Origin of the sequence: Streptomyces sp. CA-179760 (genome assembly GCF_050937045.1) — a bacterium.
GTDB lineage: Bacteria > Actinomycetota > Actinomycetes > Streptomycetales > Streptomycetaceae > Streptomyces.
The window spans coordinates 5,338,841-5,358,094 of the sequence record NZ_JBNJLZ010000001.1 but is presented as its reverse complement, the minus strand read 5'-3'; the positions used below and the strand labels follow the sequence as shown (position 1 = coordinate 5,358,094).

The 19,254-nt window shown below is 70.3% G+C and carries 21 protein-coding genes and 1 tRNA gene; 12 read left to right on the top strand and 10 right to left on the bottom strand.

Annotated elements, in window-relative coordinates; all coding sequences use genetic code 11:
* The first annotated feature begins 2 nt into the window (after positions 1-2).
* The 4 genes from nhaA to ACQEV8_RS24300 all read left to right on the top strand — a co-directional run bounded on the left by nhaA (position 3) and on the right by ACQEV8_RS24300 (position 3,229).
* Positions 3-1,439, top strand: a complete 1,437-nt coding sequence (gene nhaA, locus ACQEV8_RS24315; RefSeq protein ID WP_432963772.1) for a Na+/H+ antiporter NhaA — start codon at positions 3-5, stop codon at positions 1,437-1,439.
* Between the two features lie 41 nt (positions 1,440-1,480).
* On the top strand, positions 1,481-1,969 hold the full coding sequence (locus tag ACQEV8_RS24310; RefSeq protein WP_391101621.1) for a phage holin family protein: 489 nt from the start codon (positions 1,481-1,483) through the stop codon (positions 1,967-1,969).
* On the top strand, positions 1,966-2,919 hold the full coding sequence (locus tag ACQEV8_RS24305) for an alpha/beta fold hydrolase (RefSeq protein WP_432963767.1): 954 nt from the start codon (positions 1,966-1,968) through the stop codon (positions 2,917-2,919). Before ACQEV8_RS24310 ends, ACQEV8_RS24305 begins: the two co-directional genes overlap by 4 nt.
* A 127-nt stretch (positions 2,920-3,046) precedes the next feature.
* A complete protein-coding gene (locus tag ACQEV8_RS24300) occupies positions 3,047-3,229 on the top strand; it encodes a hypothetical protein (protein WP_078506886.1) in 183 nt (60 codons plus the stop codon).
* 57 nt (positions 3,230-3,286) lie between these two features.
* Here ACQEV8_RS24300 and ACQEV8_RS24295 read toward each other — a convergent pair whose 3' ends face one another.
* The 3 genes from ACQEV8_RS24295 to nth form a co-directional block, all read right to left on the bottom strand.
* Positions 3,287-4,486, bottom strand: coding sequence for a MarP family serine protease (locus ACQEV8_RS24295; protein WP_432963764.1), 1,200 nt, complete (start codon positions 4,484-4,486; stop codon positions 3,287-3,289).
* 13 nt (positions 4,487-4,499) lie between these two features.
* Positions 4,500-5,195, bottom strand: coding sequence for an NUDIX hydrolase (locus ACQEV8_RS24290; RefSeq protein ID WP_432963761.1), 696 nt, complete (start codon positions 5,193-5,195; stop codon positions 4,500-4,502).
* A gap of 127 nt (positions 5,196-5,322) precedes the next feature.
* Positions 5,323-6,327, bottom strand: coding sequence for an endonuclease III (nth, locus tag ACQEV8_RS24285; protein ID WP_432963758.1), 1,005 nt, complete (start codon positions 6,325-6,327; stop codon positions 5,323-5,325).
* 332 nt (positions 6,328-6,659) lie between these two features.
* Here nth and ACQEV8_RS24280 point away from each other — a divergent pair, with 332 nt between their 5' ends.
* Positions 6,660-7,334 (top strand): Crp/Fnr family transcriptional regulator, encoded by a 675-nt coding sequence (locus tag ACQEV8_RS24280; RefSeq protein ID WP_328341651.1) that lies wholly within the window; start codon positions 6,660-6,662, stop codon positions 7,332-7,334.
* 83 nt (positions 7,335-7,417) lie between these two features.
* On the opposite strand, the gene ACQEV8_RS24275 is transcribed toward ACQEV8_RS24280, so the two are convergent.
* From ACQEV8_RS24275 to ACQEV8_RS24260, 4 genes are all read right to left on the bottom strand, one after another.
* Positions 7,418-8,248, bottom strand: a complete 831-nt coding sequence (locus ACQEV8_RS24275; protein WP_432963754.1) for an MBL fold metallo-hydrolase — start codon at positions 8,246-8,248, stop codon at positions 7,418-7,420.
* The gene (locus ACQEV8_RS24270) at positions 8,245-9,132 is read right to left on the bottom strand and encodes an NUDIX hydrolase (protein ID WP_432963751.1); all 888 of its coding nucleotides are present in this window, start codon (positions 9,130-9,132) and stop codon (positions 8,245-8,247) included. Before ACQEV8_RS24270 ends, ACQEV8_RS24275 begins: the two co-directional genes overlap by 4 nt.
* A 74-nt stretch (positions 9,133-9,206) precedes the next feature.
* A complete protein-coding gene (locus ACQEV8_RS24265; RefSeq protein ID WP_189725766.1) occupies positions 9,207-9,668 on the bottom strand; it encodes a RidA family protein in 462 nt (153 codons plus the stop codon).
* The gene (locus ACQEV8_RS24260) at positions 9,668-9,826 is read right to left on the bottom strand and encodes a DUF4177 domain-containing protein (protein WP_097218487.1); all 159 of its coding nucleotides are present in this window, start codon (positions 9,824-9,826) and stop codon (positions 9,668-9,670) included. The genes ACQEV8_RS24265 and ACQEV8_RS24260 overlap by 1 nt, the downstream gene beginning before the upstream one ends.
* Positions 9,827-9,932: 106 nt before the next feature.
* Here ACQEV8_RS24260 and ACQEV8_RS24255 point away from each other — a divergent pair, with 106 nt between their 5' ends.
* Together ACQEV8_RS24255 and ACQEV8_RS24250 are read left to right on the top strand one after the other, a co-directional pair.
* Entirely contained in the window at positions 9,933-10,910 is a 978-nt protein-coding gene (locus ACQEV8_RS24255; protein WP_432963746.1) for an ArsA family ATPase, read from the top strand.
* Between the two features lie 49 nt (positions 10,911-10,959).
* Positions 10,960-12,402: an ArsA family ATPase gene (locus ACQEV8_RS24250; RefSeq protein ID WP_432963743.1), complete on the top strand. Its 1,443-nt coding sequence runs from the start codon at positions 10,960-10,962 to the stop codon at positions 12,400-12,402.
* Between the two features lie 71 nt (positions 12,403-12,473).
* Here the strand turns inward: ACQEV8_RS24250 and wblA are convergent, their stop codons facing one another.
* A complete protein-coding gene (gene wblA, locus ACQEV8_RS24245; protein WP_184594573.1) occupies positions 12,474-12,812 on the bottom strand; it encodes a transcriptional regulator WblA in 339 nt (112 codons plus the stop codon).
* A gap of 408 nt (positions 12,813-13,220) precedes the next feature.
* Here wblA and ACQEV8_RS24240 point away from each other — a divergent pair, with 408 nt between their 5' ends.
* Entirely contained in the window at positions 13,221-15,527 is a 2,307-nt protein-coding gene (locus ACQEV8_RS24240) for a transglycosylase domain-containing protein (RefSeq protein WP_432963739.1), read from the top strand.
* A 110-nt stretch (positions 15,528-15,637) separates the two neighbouring features.
* Here the strand turns inward: ACQEV8_RS24240 and ACQEV8_RS24235 are convergent, their stop codons facing one another.
* Positions 15,638-16,102, bottom strand: coding sequence for a GatB/YqeY domain-containing protein (locus ACQEV8_RS24235; RefSeq protein ID WP_432963736.1), 465 nt, complete (start codon positions 16,100-16,102; stop codon positions 15,638-15,640).
* A gap of 158 nt (positions 16,103-16,260) precedes the next feature.
* Here ACQEV8_RS24235 and ACQEV8_RS24230 point away from each other — a divergent pair, with 158 nt between their 5' ends.
* The 3 genes from ACQEV8_RS24230 to ACQEV8_RS24220 all read left to right on the top strand — a co-directional run bounded on the left by ACQEV8_RS24230 (position 16,261) and on the right by ACQEV8_RS24220 (position 18,283).
* Positions 16,261-17,187 carry a metallophosphoesterase gene (locus tag ACQEV8_RS24230; protein ID WP_432963733.1) on the top strand — a complete coding sequence of 309 codons (927 nt, stop codon included), beginning with the start codon at positions 16,261-16,263 and terminating at the stop codon, positions 17,185-17,187.
* A gap of 204 nt (positions 17,188-17,391) precedes the next feature.
* Positions 17,392-18,162, top strand: coding sequence for a Pr6Pr family membrane protein (locus ACQEV8_RS24225; RefSeq protein ID WP_432963730.1), 771 nt, complete (start codon positions 17,392-17,394; stop codon positions 18,160-18,162).
* A gap of 47 nt (positions 18,163-18,209) precedes the next feature.
* Positions 18,210-18,283, top strand: a tRNA-Pro gene (locus tag ACQEV8_RS24220).
* 144 nt (positions 18,284-18,427) lie between these two features.
* Here the strand turns inward: ACQEV8_RS24220 and ACQEV8_RS24215 are convergent.
* Positions 18,428-18,979, bottom strand: a complete 552-nt coding sequence (locus ACQEV8_RS24215) for a hypothetical protein (RefSeq protein ID WP_432963727.1) — start codon at positions 18,977-18,979, stop codon at positions 18,428-18,430.
* Positions 18,980-18,998: 19 nt separating this feature from the next.
* Between ACQEV8_RS24215 and ACQEV8_RS24210 the strand changes: the two genes are divergently transcribed.
* Positions 18,999-19,172 (top strand): hypothetical protein, encoded by a 174-nt coding sequence (locus ACQEV8_RS24210; RefSeq protein WP_432963724.1) that lies wholly within the window; start codon positions 18,999-19,001, stop codon positions 19,170-19,172.
* Positions 19,173-19,254: the final 82 nt, after the last annotated feature.

Genomic DNA, 19,254 nt, shown 5'->3' with positions numbered 1-19,254 from the left:
CCGTGACCGCGCCCCGCTCCACCACACCTCGCAAGGTCCTCGGACGGCTCTCGCTGCCCGAACGGACCTACGTAGCGGACGCGCTGCGCACCGAGACCGTCGGCGGTGTGCTGCTGCTCGCCGCCGCGGTCGCCGCGCTGCTCTGGGCGAACATCCCCGCCCTGCACGACAGCTACGAGAGCGTCTCCCACTTCCACCTGGGCCCCGCCTCGCTCGGCCTCGATCTGTCGGTCGCGCACTGGGCCGCCGACGGGCTGCTGGCGATCTTCTTCTTCGTCGCCGGGATCGAGCTCAAGCGCGAACTTGTCGCGGGCGACCTGCGCGACCCGAGAGCCGCCGCGCTCCCGGTCGTCGCCGCCCTGTGCGGCATGGCCGTACCGGCGCTCGTCTACACCGTCACCAATGTCACCGGCGGCGGCTCCCTGGCCGGCTGGGCCGTGCCCACCGCCACCGACATCGCTTTCGCCCTCGCCGTGCTCGCGGTCATCGGCACCTCCCTGCCGAGCGCGCTGCGGGCCTTCCTGCTCACGCTCGCCGTCGTCGACGACCTCTTCGCGATCCTGATCATCGCCGTCTTCTTCACCGCCGACCTGAACTTCGCCGCGCTCGGCGGCGCCGTGGTGGGCCTGGCCGTCTTCTGGCTGCTGCTGCGCAAGGGCGTACGCGGCTGGTACGTGTATGTGCCGCTCGCGCTCGTGATCTGGGCGCTGATGTACAACAGCGGCGTCCACGCCACCGTCGCCGGCGTCGCCATGGGCCTGATGCTGCGCTGCCACCGCAAGGAGGGCGAGGCCCACTCCCCCGGCGAGCACATCGAGCACCTCGTACGGCCGCTGTCGGCAGGGCTGGCCGTACCGCTGTTCGCGCTCTTCAGCGCCGGTGTCGCCCTCTCCGGCGGCGCGCTCGCCGACGTGTTCGACCAGCCGGAGACCCTCGGCGTCGTCCTCGGGCTCGTGGTCGGCAAGACGCTCGGCATCTTCGGCGGGACCTGGCTGACGGCCCGTTTCACCAGGGCCTCACTCAGCGACGATCTCGCCTGGGCGGACGTGTTCGCGGTGGCGAGCCTCGCCGGCATCGGCTTCACGGTCTCACTGCTCATCGGCGAACTCGCCTTCGCCGGCGACGAGACGATGACGAACGAGGTCAAGGCCGCCGTGCTGCTGGGCTCGCTCATCGCCGCCATGCTGGCGACCGTCCTGCTGAAAATACGGAACGTCAAGTACCGCCGCCTGTGGGAGGACGAGGAGCGCGACGACGACCTCGACGGCATCCCGGACATCTACGAGGAGGACGACCCGGCGTACCACCTGCGCCTGGCCGCCCGCTACGAGGCCAAGGCCGCGGAACACCGCCGGATCGCCCAGGAGAAGGCAGCAGCGCGCCACGAGCTTGCCGAAGTACCGGGCGGGGCAGGCGAGGACCACGACGGTCCGGCATGATCTGACGAGACGGTACAAAAGACGGAGAGGGAGACACCGCGATGAGCGCACCCGACGGCAGCCCGGTCGGCGCCGAACGCAGCATCGGCCAGCTGTTCGCCTCGGCGACGGCGGAAATGTCGGCGCTGGTGCACGACGAGATCGCGCTGGCGAAGGCGCAGCTCAAGCAGGACGTCAAGCGCGGCGCGACGAGCGGCGGCGCCTTCTCGGCAGCCGGCGCGGTGCTGATCTTCTCCCTGCCGATGCTGAACTTCGCGCTGGCGTACGGCATCCGCACCTGGAGCGACTGGAACCTCGCGATCTGCTTCCTGCTGTCCTTCGCGGCGAACGTGCTGGTCGCGGTCGTGCTCGCGCTGATCGGCGTGACCTTCGCGAAGAAGGCCAAGAAGAGCAAGGGCCCGCAGAAGGTCGCCGCGTCCATGAAGGAGACCGCGGTCGTCCTGCAGAAGGCCAAGCCGCACCCCCGTCCGGAGCTCCCGCAGGACCGGGTCCACGAGGCCCTCGAGCCTGTGGCACGCTCGTCGTCATGACGGACCCCGCCACACCACCTTCGGCACAGCCGGCCTCGGCCGTTCTCCTCGACGTCCCCGGCGGGAGAAAGGTGAGCCATCGCGACGTCGCCGCCAACGGCGCCCGCTTCCACATCGCCGAGCTCGGCGACGGGCCGCTGGTGCTGCTGCTGCACGGCTTCCCGCAGTTCTGGTGGACCTGGCGGCACCAGCTGGTGGCGCTCGCCGACGCGGGCTTCCGCGCCGTCGCCATGGACCTGCGGGGCGTCGGGGGCAGCGACCGCACGCCGCGCGGCTACGACCCCGCCAACCTCGCGCTCGACGTCACCGGCGTCATCCGCTCACTCGGCGAGCCGGACGCCGCGCTGGTCGGCCACGACCTGGGCGGATACCTCGCGTGGACGGCGGCCGCGATGCGCCCCAAGCTGGTGCGGCGGCTGGCGGTCGCGTCGATGCCGCATCCGCGGCGCTGGCGCTCTGCCATGCTGCGAGACGTCAAGCAGACGCGCGCCGGTTCACACATCTGGGGGTTCCAGCGGCCCTGGATCCCGGAGCGGCAGCTCACCGCCGACGACGGGGCGCTCGTGGCCGAGCTGATCCAGGACTGGTCCGGGCCCCGCCCGCCGGAGGACGAGGTCCTGGAGACGTACCGCCGCGCCATGTGCATCCCCTCCGCCGCGCACTGCGCCGTCGAGCCGTACCGCTGGATGGTGCGCTCCCTGGCCCGCCCGGACGGCATCCAGTTCAACCGCCGCATGAAGCGGCCCGTGCGCGTGCCGACCCTCCATCTGCACGGCTCGCTCGACCCCGTGATGCGCACGCGCAGCGCGGCCGGCTCCGGCGAGTACGTCGAAGCCCCCTACCGCTGGCGCCTGTTCGACGGTCTCGGCCACTTCCCGCACGAGGAGGACCCGGTCGCCTTCTCCTCGGAGCTCATCAACTGGCTCAAGGATCCCGAACCCGATCGGTGACCGGACGACCCCGCCCGGTATCCGCACGTGAACGCTTGTCCGACGAACGGCCAATTGCCTGGCGCATAGGCCAATTGGGCGCCCCAGGAGCGGTTATCGACCATGCGGCGGGGGCACACGTCGGGGTATGGGCTGGACGCACGACTACAGTGACGCAAGCCGCAATCGCCGCTCGGCGGGCGGTGCGAACCCCCACCAGAGAAGCGGCGCACCGCAGATGGTGACCGCGGATCCCCGGGTCGGGATCCCGCGCATCCTCCGCCGCCGGGCCCGCTGGGTCTCCGTACGTCTGCGCCACACCCGCGACTGAGGCGCCACCCGCGCGAGTGACACCCCGACCACCCCACCGCGGGCCGCGGAGCCGCTCCTAGAGCGCGCAGCTGTCGCTGCCCACCTGCTGGTTGGCGGAGCGCCCCTTGGTGATGTCCTCCTGGATCTCGTCCACGGTCAGCGCGTACCCCGTCTCGGCGTCGTCGAGGGACTTGGCGAAGACGACCCCGTAGACCTTGCCGTCGGGGGTGAGCAGCGGGCCGCCGGAGTTGCCCTGACGGACGGTCGCGTAGAGGGAGTAGACGTCGCGGCGGACCGTGTCGCGGTGGTAGATGTCCGGTCCGTTGGCCGTGATACGGCCCCGCACGCGCGCGGCACGCACGTCGTACGCCCCGTTCTCCGGGAAGCCCGCGACGATCGCGCCGTCCCCGCTGGCCGCGTCCTTGGTGGTGAAGCGCAGCGCCGGCGCCTTGAGGTCCGGCACGTCGAGTACGGCGATGTCGCGCCGCCAGTCGTAGAGGACGACCGTGGCGTCGTACTTCCTGCCCTCGCCGCCTATCTGCACAGTCGGCTCGTCGACGCCGCCCACCACATGCGCGTTGGTCATCACACGGCGGTCGGAGAAGACGAAGCCGGTGCCCTCCAGGACCTTGCCGCAGCTCGGGGCCGTGCCCATGACCTTGACGATGGAGCGCTGGGCGCGGGTCGCCACGGGGCTGCTCGCCAGCGCGGGGTCCGGCGGCTGGACGTCGGTGATGGGCTCGTTCGAGAACGGGCTGAAGACCTGCGGGAAGCCGTTCTGCGCGAGGACGGAGGAGAAGTCCGCGAACCAGGTGGCGGCCTGGTCCGGCAGAGCCTGCGAGACACCCAGCAGCACCTTGGAGTTGCGGACCTCCTTGCCGAGCGTCGGCAGTGTGGTGCCCGCGAGGGCCGAGCCGATCAGCCAGGCGACCAGGAGCATCGCCAGGACGTTGACCAGGGCGCCGCCGGTGGCGTCGAGAGCCCGGGCCGGGGACCAGGTGATGTGCCGTCGCAGTTTGTTGCCGAGGTGGGTGGTGAGGGCCTGGCCGACGGAGGCGCAGACGATGACGACGACGACCGCGACGACGGCTGCGGTCGTGTTCACCTCCGCGTTGTCCGTGAGCGCGTCCCAGATGACGGGCAGTACGTAGACCGCGACGAGACCGCCGCCCAGGAAGCCGATCACCGACAGGATGCCGACGACGAATCCCTGGCGGTATCCGACGACCGCGAACCACACGGCGGCGACCAGCAACAAGATGTCCAGCACGTTCACGGAGGCCACCCTGTCATGCGCGCCAGTCGAGCGGGACCTGCTTCTCGCGGTCCCAGGGCCGCTCCCAGCCCGCGAAGTGCAGCAGCCGGTCGATGATTCCGGCCGTGAAACCCCACACAAGGGCTGATTCGACCAGAAATGCCGGACCTCGGTGGCCGCTGGGGTGGACGGTGGTGGCGCGGTGGGCGGGATCCGTGAGATCCACCACGGGGACCGTGAAGACCCTTGCGGTCTCGTTCGGATCGACGACCCCGACCGGGCTGGGTTCGCGCCACCAGCCCAGCACCGGGGTGACGACGAATCCGCTGACCGGGATGTACAGCCTGGGCAGGACGCCGAAGAGCTGGACGCCCGAGGGGTCGAGGCCGGTCTCCTCCTCCGCCTCGCGCAGGGCGGCCCGCAGCGGGCCGTCGCCGTGCGGGTCGCCGTCCTCCGGGTCGAGGGCGCCGCCGGGGAACGAGGGCTGGCCGGCATGCGAGCGCAGGGAACTCGCGCGCTCCATGAGCAGCAGCTCGGGCCCGCGCTCACCCTCCCCGAACAGGATCAGCACGGCGGACTGGCGCCCGGCGCCGTCCTTGGGCGGCAGGAAACGGCTGAGCTGCCGCGGCCTGACCGTCTCCACGGCACTCACCACCGGGTCCAGCCAGGCGGGCAGGCCCTCCTTGCTCGGCGTCAAAGGCCCACCCTGTGTGTTGCTCGCACGCGTCATCGCCACCCCCGTCGTCCTGCCGCTTCCAACGCGCGGCGGGTCCGAGATCGTTCCGCGAACGACCACGGTCCCCCGTTCGGGCAGCTCGATTCCCCGTTCGGGCAGCTCGATCCCACAGTCGGGCAGCTCATCCGGCCCCCAGCGGCGGCGCCGGCTTGCCGCCCGCGTCCAGATAGGCCTGCGGGGGCCGCAGACGCTGACCGGGGAAGCCGCCCTTCTCGTACTTGAGCAGCTTCTTCGCCTTCTCCGGGTCGGTCTCGCCCTCGCCGAACGCCGGGCAGAGCGGGGCGATCGGGCAGGCACCGCAGGCGGGCTTGCGGGCGTGGCAGATACGGCGGCCGTGCCAGATCACATGGTGCGAGAGGTCCGTCCAGTCACTCTTCGGGAAGAGCGCGCCGATGGCGGCCTCGATCTTGTCCGGGTCGGTCTCGCCGGTCCACTGCCAGCGGCGCACCAGGCGCTGGAAATGGGTGTCCACCGTGATGCCGGGCCGCCCAAAGGCGTTGCCGAGCACGACGAACGCGGTCTTGCGGCCTACGCCGGGCAGCTTGACCAGGTCCTCCAGCCGGCCCGGGACCTCGCCGCCGAAGTCCTCCACCAGGGCCTTGGACAGCCCTATGACCGACTTCGTCTTGGCCCGGAAGAAGCCGCACGGGCGGAGGATCTCCTCCACCTCCTCCGGGTTGGCGGCGGCCAGGTCCTCGGGGGTGGGGTACTTGGCGAAGAGGGCGGGTGTCGTCTGGTTGACGCGCAGGTCGGTGGTCTGGGCGGACAGGACCGTGGCGACGACCAGTTGGAAGGAGTTGTCGAAGTCCAGCTCGGGGTGGGCGTACGGGAAGACCTCGGCGAGCTCGCGGTTGATGCGGCGGGCTCTGCGGACCAGCGCGGTGCGCGACTCGTCACCCGGCGGATGGACGACGGCCTTTGCGGGCGCGGTGCCCTTGACGCGGGCGGTGGCCTTCTTGGGCGCGACGGTGACCTTCTTGGCGGCGGGAGCCTTCTTCACAGGGGCCGTCTTCTTCACGGATGCCGCCTTCTTCGCAGATGCCTTCTTGCTCGCAACCCCGGCCTTCTTGGCAGCGCCCTTCGTGGCGGCAGCCTTCTTGGCCGGCGTCGACCGACCTGAAGGCACCGCCCTCTCTGTCGCTTTCGCCGTTTTCCTACCGCCATCGGGGCTCTGTTCGCCCACAGCGGAATCGCGACGTACAACCACCCGCGCAGCCCCCTCGGCCTGTGCTCTCACCGGCGATTTGGACACCCGGCCAGCCTAAGGCGTGGCACCGACATCCGCCCCGGGCCCTGAAGATCGGCGTCCAATTGGACCCCTGCCGCGTACCCCGGGACACCTGTGCGGCATCCTTGTGACAGATCACACTGTTTGGACCGTCCGGCAAAACGGGCACCTCGGTGCCTTGATACAAGGGGGATCCAGGTCCCCTGAGCAGGTCGACAAGGAGAGAACTCGTGGACGACGTTCTGCGGCGCAACCCGCTCTTCGCGGCGCTCGATGACGAGCAGGCCTCGGAGCTCCGCGCCTCCATGAGTGAGGTGACCCTCGCGCGCGGCGACTCGCTGTTCCACGAGGGGGACCCCGGCGACCGCCTGTATGTGGTCACGGAGGGCAAGGTCAAGCTCCACCGCACGTCCCCGGACGGCCGCGAGAACATGCTGGCCGTGGTCGGCCCGAGCGAGCTCATCGGCGAGCTGTCGCTCTTCGACCCGGGCCCGCGCACCGCGACGGCCTCCGCACTGACCGAGGTCAAGCTGCTCGGTCTCGGCCACGGCGACCTCCAGCCCTGGCTGAACGCCCGCCCCGAGGTGGCCACGGCGCTGCTGCGCGCTGTCGCCCGCCGGCTGCGCAAGACCAACGACGCGATGTCCGACCTCGTCTTCTCGGACGTCCCGGGCCGGGTCGCCCGCGCTCTGCTGGACCTGTCCCGCAGGTTCGGCGTGCAGTCCGAGGAGGGCATCCACGTCGTGCACGACCTCACGCAGGAGGAGCTGGCCCAGCTGGTCGGCGCGTCCCGCGAGACGGTCAACAAGGCGCTGGCGGACTTCGCCCAGCGCGGCTGGCTGCGTCTGGAGGCCCGCGCGGTGATCCTGCTCGACGTGGAGCGCCTCGCCAAGCGCTCACGCTGACGCGCACACGCGCGTGCCGTACGTCATCGGGCCCTGTCTCCTCGCGAGACAGGGCCCGACGTCGTAGCAGGACACGTCGGCGGTCAGATGAGCCCGTGCTCCTCCAGGTAGTCCAACTGCGCCCGCACCGACAGTTCCGCCGCCGGCCACAGGGAGCGGTCCACGTCCGCGTAGACGTGGGCGACGACCTCGGTGGGAGTGCGGTAGCCGTCCTCCACGGCCGTCTCCACCTGCGCGAGGCGCTTGGCCCGGTGGGCGAGGTAGTACTCGACGGCGCCCTGGGCGTCCTCCAGCACCGGCCCGTGGCCCGGCAGCACCGTGTGGACGCCGTCGTCGACCGTGAGGGACCTCAGGCGCCGCAGGGAGTCCAGGTAGTCGCCGAGGCGGCCGTCGGGGTGGGCCACGACCGTCGTACCGCGGCCGAGGATCGTGTCGCCGGTCACGACCGCCTGGTCCGCCGGGAGGTGGAAGGAGAGGGAGTCGGCGGTGTGGCCGGGGGTCGGTACGACCTTCAGTTCCAGGCCGCCGACGGTGATCACGTCCCCGGCGGCCAGGCCCTCGTCACCCAGCCGGAGGGCCGGATCGAGCGCACGCACGCGCGTGCCGGTCAGTTCGGCGAACCGTCCGGCGCCCTCGGCGTGGTCGGGGTGGCCATGGGTCAGCAGCGTCAGGGCGACGCGCTTGCCGGCCTGCTCGGTCGTGGCGACGACATGGCGCAGGTGCCCGTCGTCGAGCGGGCCCGGGTCGACCACCACGGCCAGGTCCGAGCCGGGCTCGGAGAGGATCCAGGTGTTGGTGCCGTCCAGGGTCATCGCCGACGGGTTGGGCGCCAGGACGTTGACGGCCCGCGCGGTGGCCGGGCCCGTCAGGACACCGCCCCGGGGCTGGCCGGGAAGGGCTGCTGCGTCCGTCATGCGCTGGCTCCACCGGTCGGAGAGGTCGGGAGGGTGGGGATGTGCTTGGTGAACTCGTCGTGGCCCGGCCAGGAGAGCACGATCTCGCCGCCCACGAGGCGGGCGGTGGCCAGCACGGGCGTGAGGTCACGCCCCGGGGCGTCCGCGAGCGCCCGGGCGGCCGTGTCGTACGGCGTCAGCTGGCGCAGGGTCGCGAGGGTCGGCGGCATCATCAGCAGCTCGCCCTTGTCGTAGCCGGCCGCCGCCTCGCCCGGGGCGATCCACACCGTGCGGTCCGCTTCGGTGGAGGCGTTGCGGGTGCGCTGCCCCTCGGGAAGGGCGGCCACGAAGAACCAGGTGTCGTAGCGGCGGGCCTCGAACTCCGGGGTGATCCAGCGGGTCCAGGCGCCGAGCAGGTCGGAGCGCAGGACCAGGCCGCGGCGGTCCAGGAACTCCGCGAAGGACAGGTCCCGGGCGACCAGGGCGGCACGGTCCGCCTCCCAGTCGGCCCCGGTGGTGTCGCCGACGACCGAGTCGGGCGCCGGTCCGGCGAGCAGGACGCCCGCCTCCTCGTACGTCTCCCGGACGGCCGCGCAGACGATCGCCTGGGCTTCCGTCTCGTCGACGCCGAGCCGGTCCGCCCACCACGCGCGCGTGGGGCCCGCCCAGCGGACCTGGTGGTCGTCGTCCCGAGGGTCGACGCCGCCGCCCGGATACGCGTACGCGCCCCCGGCGAAGGCCATGGAGGCGCGTCTGCGCAGCATGTGGACGACCGGGCCGGTGCCCGTGTCCTTCAGGAGCATGACGGTGGCCGCGCGCTTCGGGGTGACCGGCGTGAGCGTGCCGGCCGCCAGTGCGCGGATGCGGTCCGGCCACTCCGGGGGATACCACTGACCGTTCGCCATGGGCGCGAGGCTATCCCGTGACGGGCTGATGTTCGAGTGGCCCCAGAGGGGGCCGGTGTCCTCTCGCGGGGACGCTACGCCAGCTCCACCTGGATCTCGACCTCCACCGGGGCGTCCAGCGGCAGCACCGCCACGCCCACCGCGCTGCGCGCGTGCACGCCCTTGTCGCCGAGGACCGCGCCGAGCAGCTCGCTCGCGCCGTTCAGCACCGCGGGCTGGCCCGTGAAGTCCGAGGCCGAGGCGACGAAGCCGACGACCTTCACCACGCGCGCGATGCGGTCCAGGTCACCGGCGACGGACTTGACGGCGGCCAGGGCGTTCAGCGCGCACGTACGCGCCAGCTCCTTGGCCTCCTCCGGGGTGACCTCCGCGCCGACCTTGCCGGTGACCGGAAGCTTGCCGTCCACCATCGGCAGCTGACCGGCGGTGTAGACGTACGGGCCGGTCTGCACGGCCGGCTGGTACGCGGCCAGCGGCGGGACGACGTCGGGCAGGGTCAGACCGAGCTCGGCCAGCTTCGCCTCGACGGCGCCCATTACTGCTTCTCCCGCTTCAGGTAGGCAACGAGCTGCTCGGGGTTGTTCGGCCCGGGAACGACCTGGACGAGCTCCCAGCCGTCCTCGCCCCAGGTGTCCAGAATCTGCTTCGTGGCGTGGACGAGCAGCGGCACGGTTGAGTATTCCCACTTGGTCATGCGGCCGACTCTAGCCCCTGGCGGACAGGGGCAGGCGGCCGACCACGGCGCGGGTTATCCACAGCCTCCGGAGTAGCCCGGGCGCGGACTGGTTAGGCTCGAATACGTGAGCAGGCTCCAGGTCGTCAGCGGCAAGGGCGGTACCGGCAAGACCACGGTGGCCGCGGCCCTAGCGCTGGCCTTGGCCACGCAGGGGAAGCGGACACTTCTCGTCGAGGTCGAAGGCCGCCAGGGCATCGCGCAGCTCTTCGAGACCGAAGCGCTGCCTTATGAGGAGCGGAAGATCGCCGTCGCTCCCGGGGGCGGGGAGGTGTACGCGCTGGCCATCGACCCCGAACTGGCCCTTCTGGACTACCTCCAGATGTTCTACAAGCTGGGCAGCGCCGGACGGGCCCTGAAAAAGCTCGGCGCGATCGACTTCGCCACCACCATCGCGCCGGGCTTGAGGGACGTACTCCTCACCGGCAAGGCGTGCGAGGCGGTGCGGCGCAAGGAGCGCAGCGGGCGGTTCACCTACGACTACGTCGTGATGGACGCGCCGCCCACCGGGCGCATCACCCGTTTCCTCAATGTCAACGACGAGGTCGCGGGCCTCGCCAAGATCGGACCGATACACAATCAGGCGCAGGCCGTGATGCGGGTGCTGAAGTCGCCGGAGACGGCCGTGCACCTGGTGACGCTGCTGGAGGAGATGCCCGTCCAGGAGACCGTGGACGGCATCGCCGAGTTGCGGTCGGCGCGGCTGCCGGTCGGGCGGATCATCGTGAACATGGTGCGCCCGGAGGTGTTGGACGAGACCGATCTGGAACTCGTCCGGACGGCCACGCGTTCCACTGTCGCGCGGTCGCTGTCGTCCGCCGGGCTCGGCGGGGCACGGCGCGGCGGGCACGCCGAGCGGCTGGTGGACCCGCTGCTCACCCAGGCCGAGGAGTACGGCGAGCGGTACGCGCTGGAGCACGAGCAGCGTGCGGTGCTCTCCGAGCTGGGCCTGCCGCTGCACGAACTGCCGTTGTTCGCCGAGGGCATGGACCTGGCGGGGCTGTACGCGCTGGCCCGCGAGTTGCGCGGGCAGGGCGTGTCATGAGCCAGGACACACAGGCAAGGCCCGTCATGAGTCGGAAGCAGGGGATGTCATGAGTCGTCCGGACCCGGCCCACACACACGACCCGGCCCGCCCCCGCATGTCCCCCGCTCGCCTGCTCGACGTCGATCCGCTGCTGGCGGACCCGAAGACCCGGATCGTGGTGTGCTGCGGCTCGGGCGGGGTCGGCAAGACCACGACCGCTGCGGCCCTGGGCCTGCGCGCGGCCGAGCGGGGCCGCAAGGTGGTCGTCCTCACGATCGACCCGGCCCGCCGGCTCGCCCAGTCCATGGGCATCGACTCGCTCGACAACACCCCGCGCCGGGTCAAGGGCATCGACGACTCCGCGGGCGGTGAGCTGCACGCGATGATGCTCGACATGAAGCGCACCTTCGACGAGATCGTCGAGGTGCACGCGGACGCCGAGCGGGCGGCCGCGATCCTGGGCAACCCCTTCTACCAGTCGCTCTCGGCGGGCTTCGCGGGCACGCAGGAGTACATGGCGATGGAGAAGCTCGGGCAGCTGCGGGCCCGGGACGAGTGGGACCTGATCATCGTCGACACCCCGCCGTCCCGCTCGGCCCTGGACTTCCTGGACGCGCCCAAGCGGCTCGGGTCGTTCCTGGACGGGCGGCTGATCCGGCTGCTGACGGCGCCGGCGAAGCTGGGCGGGCGCGCCGGGATGAAGTTCCTGAACGTCGGGATGTCGATGATGACCGGCACCCTCGGCAAGCTGCTCGGCGGTCAGCTCCTCAAGGACGTCCAGACGTTCGTGTCCGCGATGGACACGACGTTCGGAGGGTTCCGTACGCGCGCGGACGCGACGTACAAGCTGCTCCAGGCTCCCGGGACGGCGTTCCTCGTGGTCGCGGCCCCGGAGCGGGACGCGCTGCGCGAGGCCGCGTACTTCGTGGAGCGCCTGGCCGCGGAGGACATGCCGCTCGCCGGTCTTGTGCTCAACCGGGTGCACGGCAGCGGCGCCGACCGGCTGTCGGCCGAGCGGGCGCTCGCCGCGGCGGAAAATCTTGAAGAGCCCCGCATTGTGGATCAGGAGGGCGGGAAAGCTGGACTTCGTAACTCCCCCGACGCATACGGAAGTTCAGCCTCTCCCACGTCCGAAACCCCAGCTCAGAACCCAGATCAGTCCCCGGCTCAGACATCGGCCCCGGCATCGGCATCGGCTCCCGAAGGTGGCTCCCCCACCGAGGACGCAGAAGACGCCGGGAACGCCGAGGACACCGGGCGGTCAGTCGACCAGCTCACGGCAGGCCTGCTGAGGTTGCACGCCGAGCGCATGCAGCTGCTCTCCCGCGAGCAGCGCACGCGTGACCGCTTCACCGCGCTCCACCCCGAGGTGGCCGTGACGGAAGTGGCCGCACTGCCCGGCGATGTGCACGACCTCGCGGGACTGCGCGACATCGGCGACCGGCTCGCGGCGAACGAGCGCGAGCTTCCCGACCCTGCCGAGCCGGACTCGCCCGGCCGTGATGCCTGAGGGCCCGCACACGGGCCCTCGACCGGACATGAACGCCGAAGAGCCCCCGTAGAGTCCCCGGAGGGAACTCCTCAGCTCACCGCGGCGTAGTTCTCGTAGATCTCGTCGTCGTCGAGGGACACGACACCCGTGCCACGCTCGTACTCGCTGCGCGCCGTCTCCAGCAGCCGGCGCCAGGACGTCACCGTGGGACGCCTGCGCAGCAGTGCGCGGCGCTCCCGCTCCGTCATGCCTCCCCACACGCCGAACTCGACGCGATTGTCGAGCGCGTCGGCCAGGCACTCCGTACGCACCGGACATCCGGTGCACACCGCCTTGGCCCTGTTCTGCGCTGCTCCTTGAACGAACAGTTCGTCCGGATCGGTAGTGCGGCAGGCCGCCTGCGCACTCCAGTCGACTACCCAGCCCATACCGGCGCCGTCCTCTCCCGAATCGAGGCTCCCCCACGGCGGCAGCGGCATATTCACCGCCGCCAGTTGAGGACGTTACGGAAGGTGGGCACAGCGCAACACCCCCTTCGGGCCCAATCTTGAATGGCCCGAACGGACTATGGGTAAGCGGCAGATCACCCGGGGGAGTGAGCTGGCGACATACGTAACTTTCCAGGCAAACCAGGACAGTTCAGTTGCGTCACAACGGACGCCGTATGACACACAAGGCGGATTCGGACACGACCCCAACAAAAAAGTTGGGGAACACCCAGAACGATTCGGGGTCGCCGGACGTATTGATACGTGGCCTCACTGCTGTGACAGTTGAGAGCAGCTTAGGCCAAGGCCTATACGCCTGTCCGGCGAATGAGAACGTAGGCTGCCCTCATGCCAAAGAAGAGCTCGGGCGGTGGTCTGTCTCCTGCGCAGCAGGCCGCCAAGTTCCTCGGTGTCAGTGTCCTCGCGGGAGCCGTACTGGCCGGTATCGCGCTGCCCGCGGTGGGCGCGCTGGGGCTCGCGGCGAAGGGCTCGGTCGAGAGCTTCGACGAGCTCCCCGCCAACATGAAGACACCGCCGCTGAGTCAGCGCACCACGATCCTCGACGCCGACGGCGGCCAGATCGCCACGGTCTACTCGCGCGACCGCACGGTGGTCCCGCTCAAGGACGTCTCGCCGTACATGCAGAAGGCGATCGTCGCGATCGAGGACTCGCGCTTCTACCAGCACGGCGCGGTCGACCTGAAGGGCGTCCTGCGCGCCCTCAACAAGAACGCGCGCAGCGGTGAGGTCTCTCAGGGCGCTTCGACCCTGACGCAGCAGTACGTGAAGAACGTTTTCGTCGAGGAGGCGGGCGACGACCCGACGAAGGTCGCGCAGGCCACCCAGCAGACCATCGGCCGCAAGATCCGCGAGCTGAAGTACGCGATCCAGGTCGAGGAAGAGCTCGGGAAGAAGAAGATCCTCGAGAACTACCTGAACATCACGTTCTTCGGCCAGCAGGCCTACGGGGTCGAGGCCGCGGCCCAGCGCTACTTCTCGAAGTCCGCCAAGGACCTCAGCATCCAGGAGTCGGCCCTCCTCGCCGGCATCGTCCAGTCGCCCAGCCGGTACGACCCGGTCAACGACGAGGCTGAGGCCACCAAGCGCCGCAACATCGTGCTCCAGCGCATGGCCGCCGTCGGCGACATCTCCCGGCCGCAGGCCGCCGAGGCGATGAAGGCCCCGCTCGGCCTCAAGGTCAGCAAGCCCAAGAACGGCTGCATCACGGCGGTCAAGGGCGCGGGCTTCTTCTGTGACTACGTGCGCGAGGTCTTCCTGAACGACAAGGTCTTCGGCAAGACGAAGGAGGCCAGGGCGAAGGTCTGGAACCAGGGCGGCCTCACCATCCGCACCACCATGGACCCGGGGGCCCAGGACTCGGCCCAGCGGTCCATCAAGGACCACGTCTACAGGAGCGACGAGGTGGCCACCGCCGCCAGCATCGTCCAGCCCGGCACCGGCAAGATCCTCGCCATGGGCCAGTCGCGTCCGTACGGCGTCGACATCAAGAAGGCCGAGACGACCCTCAATCTGTCCGTCGACGACGGCATGGGCGGCGGCATGGGCTACCAGCCCGGTTCGACGTTCAAGCCGATCGTGGCGGCGGCGGCCCTCGAGGACGGCATGCCGGCGAACAAGGTGTACTCCTCGCCGTACCAGATGGCCTACCCGAGCCCCGTCTCGGCTTGTGACGGCAAGCGGTGGGCGAACGACCGCGCCAACCCCGCCAAGCTCGAGAACGAGAACAGCTCGGAGGTCGGCCCGTACGACATGAAGGAAGCGACCGCCAAGTCGGTCAACACCTACTACGTCCAGATGATCAGCGACATCGGCATCTGCCCGGTGACGACGATGGCGAAGAAGATGGGCGTCGAGCGGGCCGACGGCGACAAGATGCCGCAGGTGCCGTCCATCGCCCTGGGCACCCAGGAGGTGTCCCCGCTGACCATGGCGAACGGGTACGCGACCTTCGCCGCGCGCGGCATGCACTGCACGCCGGTCGCCATCGAGTCGGTCAGCCAGCGGGTCGGTGACAAGACCAAGTCGCTTCAGGTCCCGAAGTCGACCTGCTCGCGCGCGATGTCGGAGAAGACCGCCGACACGATCAACGCGCTGCTCAAGGGCGTCGTCGAGGACGGTACGGGTTCGAAGGCCGGCCTCAGCGGCCGTCCCAGCGCGGGCAAGACCGGTACGACCGACGAGCGTTACGCGGCCTGGTTCGTGGGCTACACCCCGAACATGGCCGGCGCGGTGTGGGTCGGCGACCCCGCGCACAAGCGGAAGATGTCCGGCATCACCATCGGCGGCCGGTCGTACGGCAAGGTCTTCGGTGGTGAGGTCCCCGGTCCGATCTGGCGCGACATGATGTCGGGCGCGCTGGAGGGCAAGCCCGTCGAGCAGTTCAACGACGTCCACATCCCGGACGGCAACCACAAGGGCCGCGGCGACGAGGACGAGGACGACCGCGACGACGGTGACAACGGCAACGGCAACGGCAACGGCAACGGCGGCTTCATCGGCGGCCTGGTCGGCGGCAACAACAACGGCGGCGGGGGCGGCGAGCCCTTCCCGACGCCTTCGTTCTCGATCCCGGAGGGTTTCTTCCGCGGCCAGGACAACGGCGGGGGCAACGGCAACGGCGGGCGGTTCGGCTGAGCCGGCACGGCCCGGGCCGGTGACAGACCCGTTCCCGGGCCGGTGACAACGACAGGCGGCCCCCTCTTTCCAGTACGGGAGGAGGGGGCCGCCTGTCGTTCGGCTGGTGATCAGCCGGCCAGCAGCTTCTTCACCGTGGCGGCGACCCGGCCGCCCTCCGCCTGCCCGGCCACCTTCGGGTTCACGATCTTCATGACGGCACCCATGGCCCGGGGCCCCTCGGCACCCGCGGCCTTCGCCTCCTCGACGGCCTGGGCGACGATCGCGTCCAGCTCCTCGTCGGAGAGCTGCTTGGGCAGGTAGGCGGCGAGCACCTCGCCCTCCGCCTTCTCCCGCTCGGCGCTCTCGGCACGACCGCCCTGGGCGAAGGCGTCGGCGGCCTCGCGACGCTTCTTCGCCTCGCGGGTGATCACCTTCTGCACTTCGTCGTCGGAGAGCTCGCGCTTCGTCTTGCCCGCGACCTCCTCCTTGGTGATCGCGGCGAGCGTCAGCCGGAGCGTCGAGGAGCGGAGCTCGTCGCGCTCCTTGATCGCAACGTTGAGGTCATCCTGCAGCTTCGACTTGAGCGTGGTCATGGGGCTGATTGTCGCAGGTGCGGGAGAAGGGACGCCCCCTGTTTTGCGGGGCGAGGGCGCCATGGTGGCGGGGCGGCGGATCGAAGCGCCGGTGCCGCGAGGGGATTTCGGGCAGCGCCCGGGCAGGGTCGACGTCCGGGGTCTGAGACGATGGTCGTATGCGCGCGCGATACGGAGTCCCCCTGGGAATCGCGGCGGCTGGTGCCGCCGGTCTGTTGTACTCCGCGGGTTTCGAAGCCCGCTCCTTCCGCCTCCGACGGGTCACCGTCCCGGTCCTGCCCCCCGGAATGCGCCCACTGCGCGTGCTGCAGGTCTCCGACATCCACATGGTCGGCGGCCAGTACAAGAAGCAGCGCTGGCTGCGGTCCCTGGCGGGCCTGCGCCCCGACTTCGTGATCAACACGGGCGACAACCTCTCCGACCCGGAGGGCGTCCCAGAGGTCCTGGATTCGCTCGGCCCCCTGATGGAGTTCCCGGGCGCGTACGTCTTCGGCTCCAACGACTACTACGGCCCCACCCTGCGCAACCCCGCCCGCTACCTGCTGGAGAGGGCCCAGGGCCGCCACGGCCTCAACGGCAACGCCCCGGCCGTGGGCGTGGTGCACAACCCGTGGGAGGACCTGCGGGACGGTTTCGACGCGGCGGGCTGGCTCAACCTGACCAACACCCGCGGCACGCTCAAGATCGAGGGCGTCTCGCTGGAGCTGACGGGCCTGGACGACCCGCACATCAAGCGGGACCGCTACGCGCAGGTGTCCGGCGGCCCGTCCGACTCCGCCGACTTCTCGATGGGCGTCGTCCACGCCCCCTACCTGCGCACCCTGGACGCCTTCACGGCCGACGGCTACCCCCTCGTCCTGGCCGGACACACCCACGGCGGCCAGCTGTGCATCCCCTTCTACGGCGCCCTGGTCACCAACTGCGACCTGGACACGGACCGGGTGAAGGGTCTGTCGACGCACACGGTGGAGGACCGTACGTCGTATCTGCACGTGTCGGCGGGCTGCGGTACGAGCCGCTACACGCCGGTACGGTTCGCGTGCCCGCCGGAGGCGACACTGCTGACGCTGGTGGGCCGGGAGTAGCGCGGCATAGCGGGAAGCGGCCGGAGCAGCGGGAGCTGCGAGACAGGCGGGGCCGGCGGTCGGATCGACGAGCTACGCGGCCGGATCGACGAGGTACGCGGCCGGATCGACGAGGTAACGGGCGGATCGACGAGGTAACGGGCGACTAACCCACACAGCCCCGCCCGCATCGCCCCCTATGTCCGTTTCTGTCAGCGTGAGGGCATGACCGCCCCCATACCCAGGGACATCCCGGACCTGCCCGCGATACCGGGCAGGCCCGCGCTGAAGCCCTCCCCCGTCCCGGCCACGGCCGTCGTCAGCCCGGTCCGCCGCCCCGCGGCCGCGGCCTTCCGCCTGCTGGTCGCCGTCGCGGCGGCCGTCGGCGTGACACTCGAACTGCTCCTCGGCGACCCGACCCGAACCCTGGGCCACTTCGCGATCCAGAGCAACATCCTGCTGGCGCTGGTCATGGCCCTCTCGGCCCGCCGCGCCTGGACGGCCGGCCGACCCCTGCCGGGGTCGGTACTGGGCGCGACGACCCTCTACGTCGTCATCGCGGCCCTGGCACACCACCTGCTCCTGGCGAACGAGGCCAGCCCCTTCTCCCTCACGGGCGACGCGGCCCACCCGACGGGGTGGCAGGCCCTGACCCACTACACCCTCCACACGGTGACCCCCATCGCGGCCGTACTGGACTGGCTCCTGCTCACGCCCCCGGGCCGCCTGCACCTGCGCCAGGCCAGCACCTGGCTGCTCTACCCCCTGGCCTACCTGGCCTTCTCCCTCATCCGAGGCGAACTGCTCCTCCCGGGCTCGTCCGGCCGCTACCTCTACCCCTTCCTCGACGTCGACCAGGACGGCTACAAGAAGGTCCTCGGCAACGCCCTCCTCCTCGGCCTCTCCTGCTACGCCTTGGCGGTCCTCCTCGTGGCCCTGGACCACGCCCGCCCGAACCCCCTCCGGCATCCCTGGAAAAACGGATTTCGTCTCTAGCCACCGGTGGGCTAAAGTAAACGACGTCGCCGCGACAGCAGCGACATCGGGGTGTAGCGCAGCTTGGCAGCGCGCTTCGTTCGGGACGAAGAGGTCGTGGGTTCAAATCCCGCCACCCCGACAGTGAAACACCAGGTCAGGGGCCTGATCCGCTTAGCGGGTCAGGCCCCTGAGTGGTTTTGATGAGAGCCCGCCTCATTCGAGGACGCCGTCGGCAGTGTCCGGTTGAGTCGTCGCTGATCCAGACGCTCGAGAGCACCGCCCTTCAGGAGCGGCGCTCTTCGACTCGGATTCCTCCCTCTACAGGGCGGCGGGGGGCCTTCTTGTGCCAGCCGGCGATAACGCCCACGAGGTGGACGATGTTCTGCGTCCGCATGATCGGCGCCGAAGCGTTCGGTTCGAAGTCGGCGTTGGCCGCGGTGGTACGCCATATGCTGGTCTCGGAGACCGGCGCGGCCATGTGGGGGTCGAGACGCTTGAAGAAGTCGGTGACGTCGTCGAGTTCGACCGGATTCTCACCCGCCCGCAGCTCTCGGAACACGCCACCGAGAACGCGGAGCATGCCCACCGAGCCGAGGAGCGAGGACCGGCGTACCTCCTGGGCCATGGTGAGTTCCCCTGGCTGACGCTCCGCCTCCGGGTCGTCCTCGGCGAGGGAGGCGAAGTCGGTGAATGCGTTGGAGATAACGTCGAGGAAGTCCTTGACCTGCTCGATCACCTCTCCGTCAGTGAGAGTCTGTTCGGCCTTTTTGCTGATCCGGCCGCCGGCACCGGCGATGACGGCGCGGGTGAGGTCGGCGACGTGCTTGGCACCCATGAAATTGGGGTTCTTGAGCATGGAGGCGCTCGCCGCCGTGCTCGCCGAGTCGATGACGATCCCGGACGCTGAACGCGATGAGCTTCAACGGCGGCGCCACGCCCCCATCGAGGCGGGCAAGAAGAGCGCGAGTACCGGCACGAGGTCTACCGATCCGACTGCGTCCAAGGCCATGGCCTCCGATGCCGAGTAGGCCCGAGCCGATTGACCCGCTGGTGGCCTGGGCCGGAAGGCCGGCAGCCACCGTGTGATCATCAGAGGTGCCGTCGCTACGA

Bases quoted from the DNA above. Each gene is read 5' to 3' on its own strand.
- ACQEV8_RS24235 (WP_432963736.1), bottom strand. From the start codon at position 16,102: ATGACCACGCTCAAGTCGAAGCTGCAGGATGACCTCAACGTTGCGATC.
- ACQEV8_RS24300 (WP_078506886.1), top strand. From the start codon at position 3,047: ATGGGCTGGACGCACGACTACAGTGACGCAAGCCGCAATCGCCGCTCG.
- ACQEV8_RS24225 (WP_432963730.1), top strand. From the start codon at position 17,392: ATGACCGCCCCCATACCCAGGGACATCCCGGACCTGCCCGCGATACCG.
- ACQEV8_RS24265 (WP_189725766.1), bottom strand. From the start codon at position 9,668: ATGGGCGCCGTCGAGGCGAAGCTGGCCGAGCTCGGTCTGACCCTGCCC.
- ACQEV8_RS24210 (WP_432963724.1), top strand. From the start codon at position 18,999: ATGGAGGCGCTCGCCGCCGTGCTCGCCGAGTCGATGACGATCCCGGAC.
- ACQEV8_RS24290 (WP_432963761.1), bottom strand. From the start codon at position 5,195: ATGACGCGTGCGAGCAACACACAGGGTGGGCCTTTGACGCCGAGCAAG.
- ACQEV8_RS24260 (WP_097218487.1), bottom strand. From the start codon at position 9,826: ATGACCAAGTGGGAATACTCAACCGTGCCGCTGCTCGTCCACGCCACG.
- ACQEV8_RS24305 (WP_432963767.1), top strand. From the start codon at position 1,966: ATGACGGACCCCGCCACACCACCTTCGGCACAGCCGGCCTCGGCCGTT.
- ACQEV8_RS24270 (WP_432963751.1), bottom strand. From the start codon at position 9,132: ATGGCGAACGGTCAGTGGTATCCCCCGGAGTGGCCGGACCGCATCCGC.
- ACQEV8_RS24240 (WP_432963739.1), top strand. From the start codon at position 13,221: ATGCCAAAGAAGAGCTCGGGCGGTGGTCTGTCTCCTGCGCAGCAGGCC.
- ACQEV8_RS24230 (WP_432963733.1), top strand. From the start codon at position 16,261: ATGCGCGCGCGATACGGAGTCCCCCTGGGAATCGCGGCGGCTGGTGCC.
- ACQEV8_RS24310 (WP_391101621.1), top strand. From the start codon at position 1,481: ATGAGCGCACCCGACGGCAGCCCGGTCGGCGCCGAACGCAGCATCGGC.
- ACQEV8_RS24215 (WP_432963727.1), bottom strand. From the start codon at position 18,979: ATGGGTGCCAAGCACGTCGCCGACCTCACCCGCGCCGTCATCGCCGGT.
- ACQEV8_RS24250 (WP_432963743.1), top strand. From the start codon at position 10,960: ATGAGTCGTCCGGACCCGGCCCACACACACGACCCGGCCCGCCCCCGC.
- ACQEV8_RS24275 (WP_432963754.1), bottom strand. From the start codon at position 8,248: ATGACGGACGCAGCAGCCCTTCCCGGCCAGCCCCGGGGCGGTGTCCTG.
- wblA (WP_184594573.1), bottom strand. From the start codon at position 12,812: ATGGGCTGGGTAGTCGACTGGAGTGCGCAGGCGGCCTGCCGCACTACC.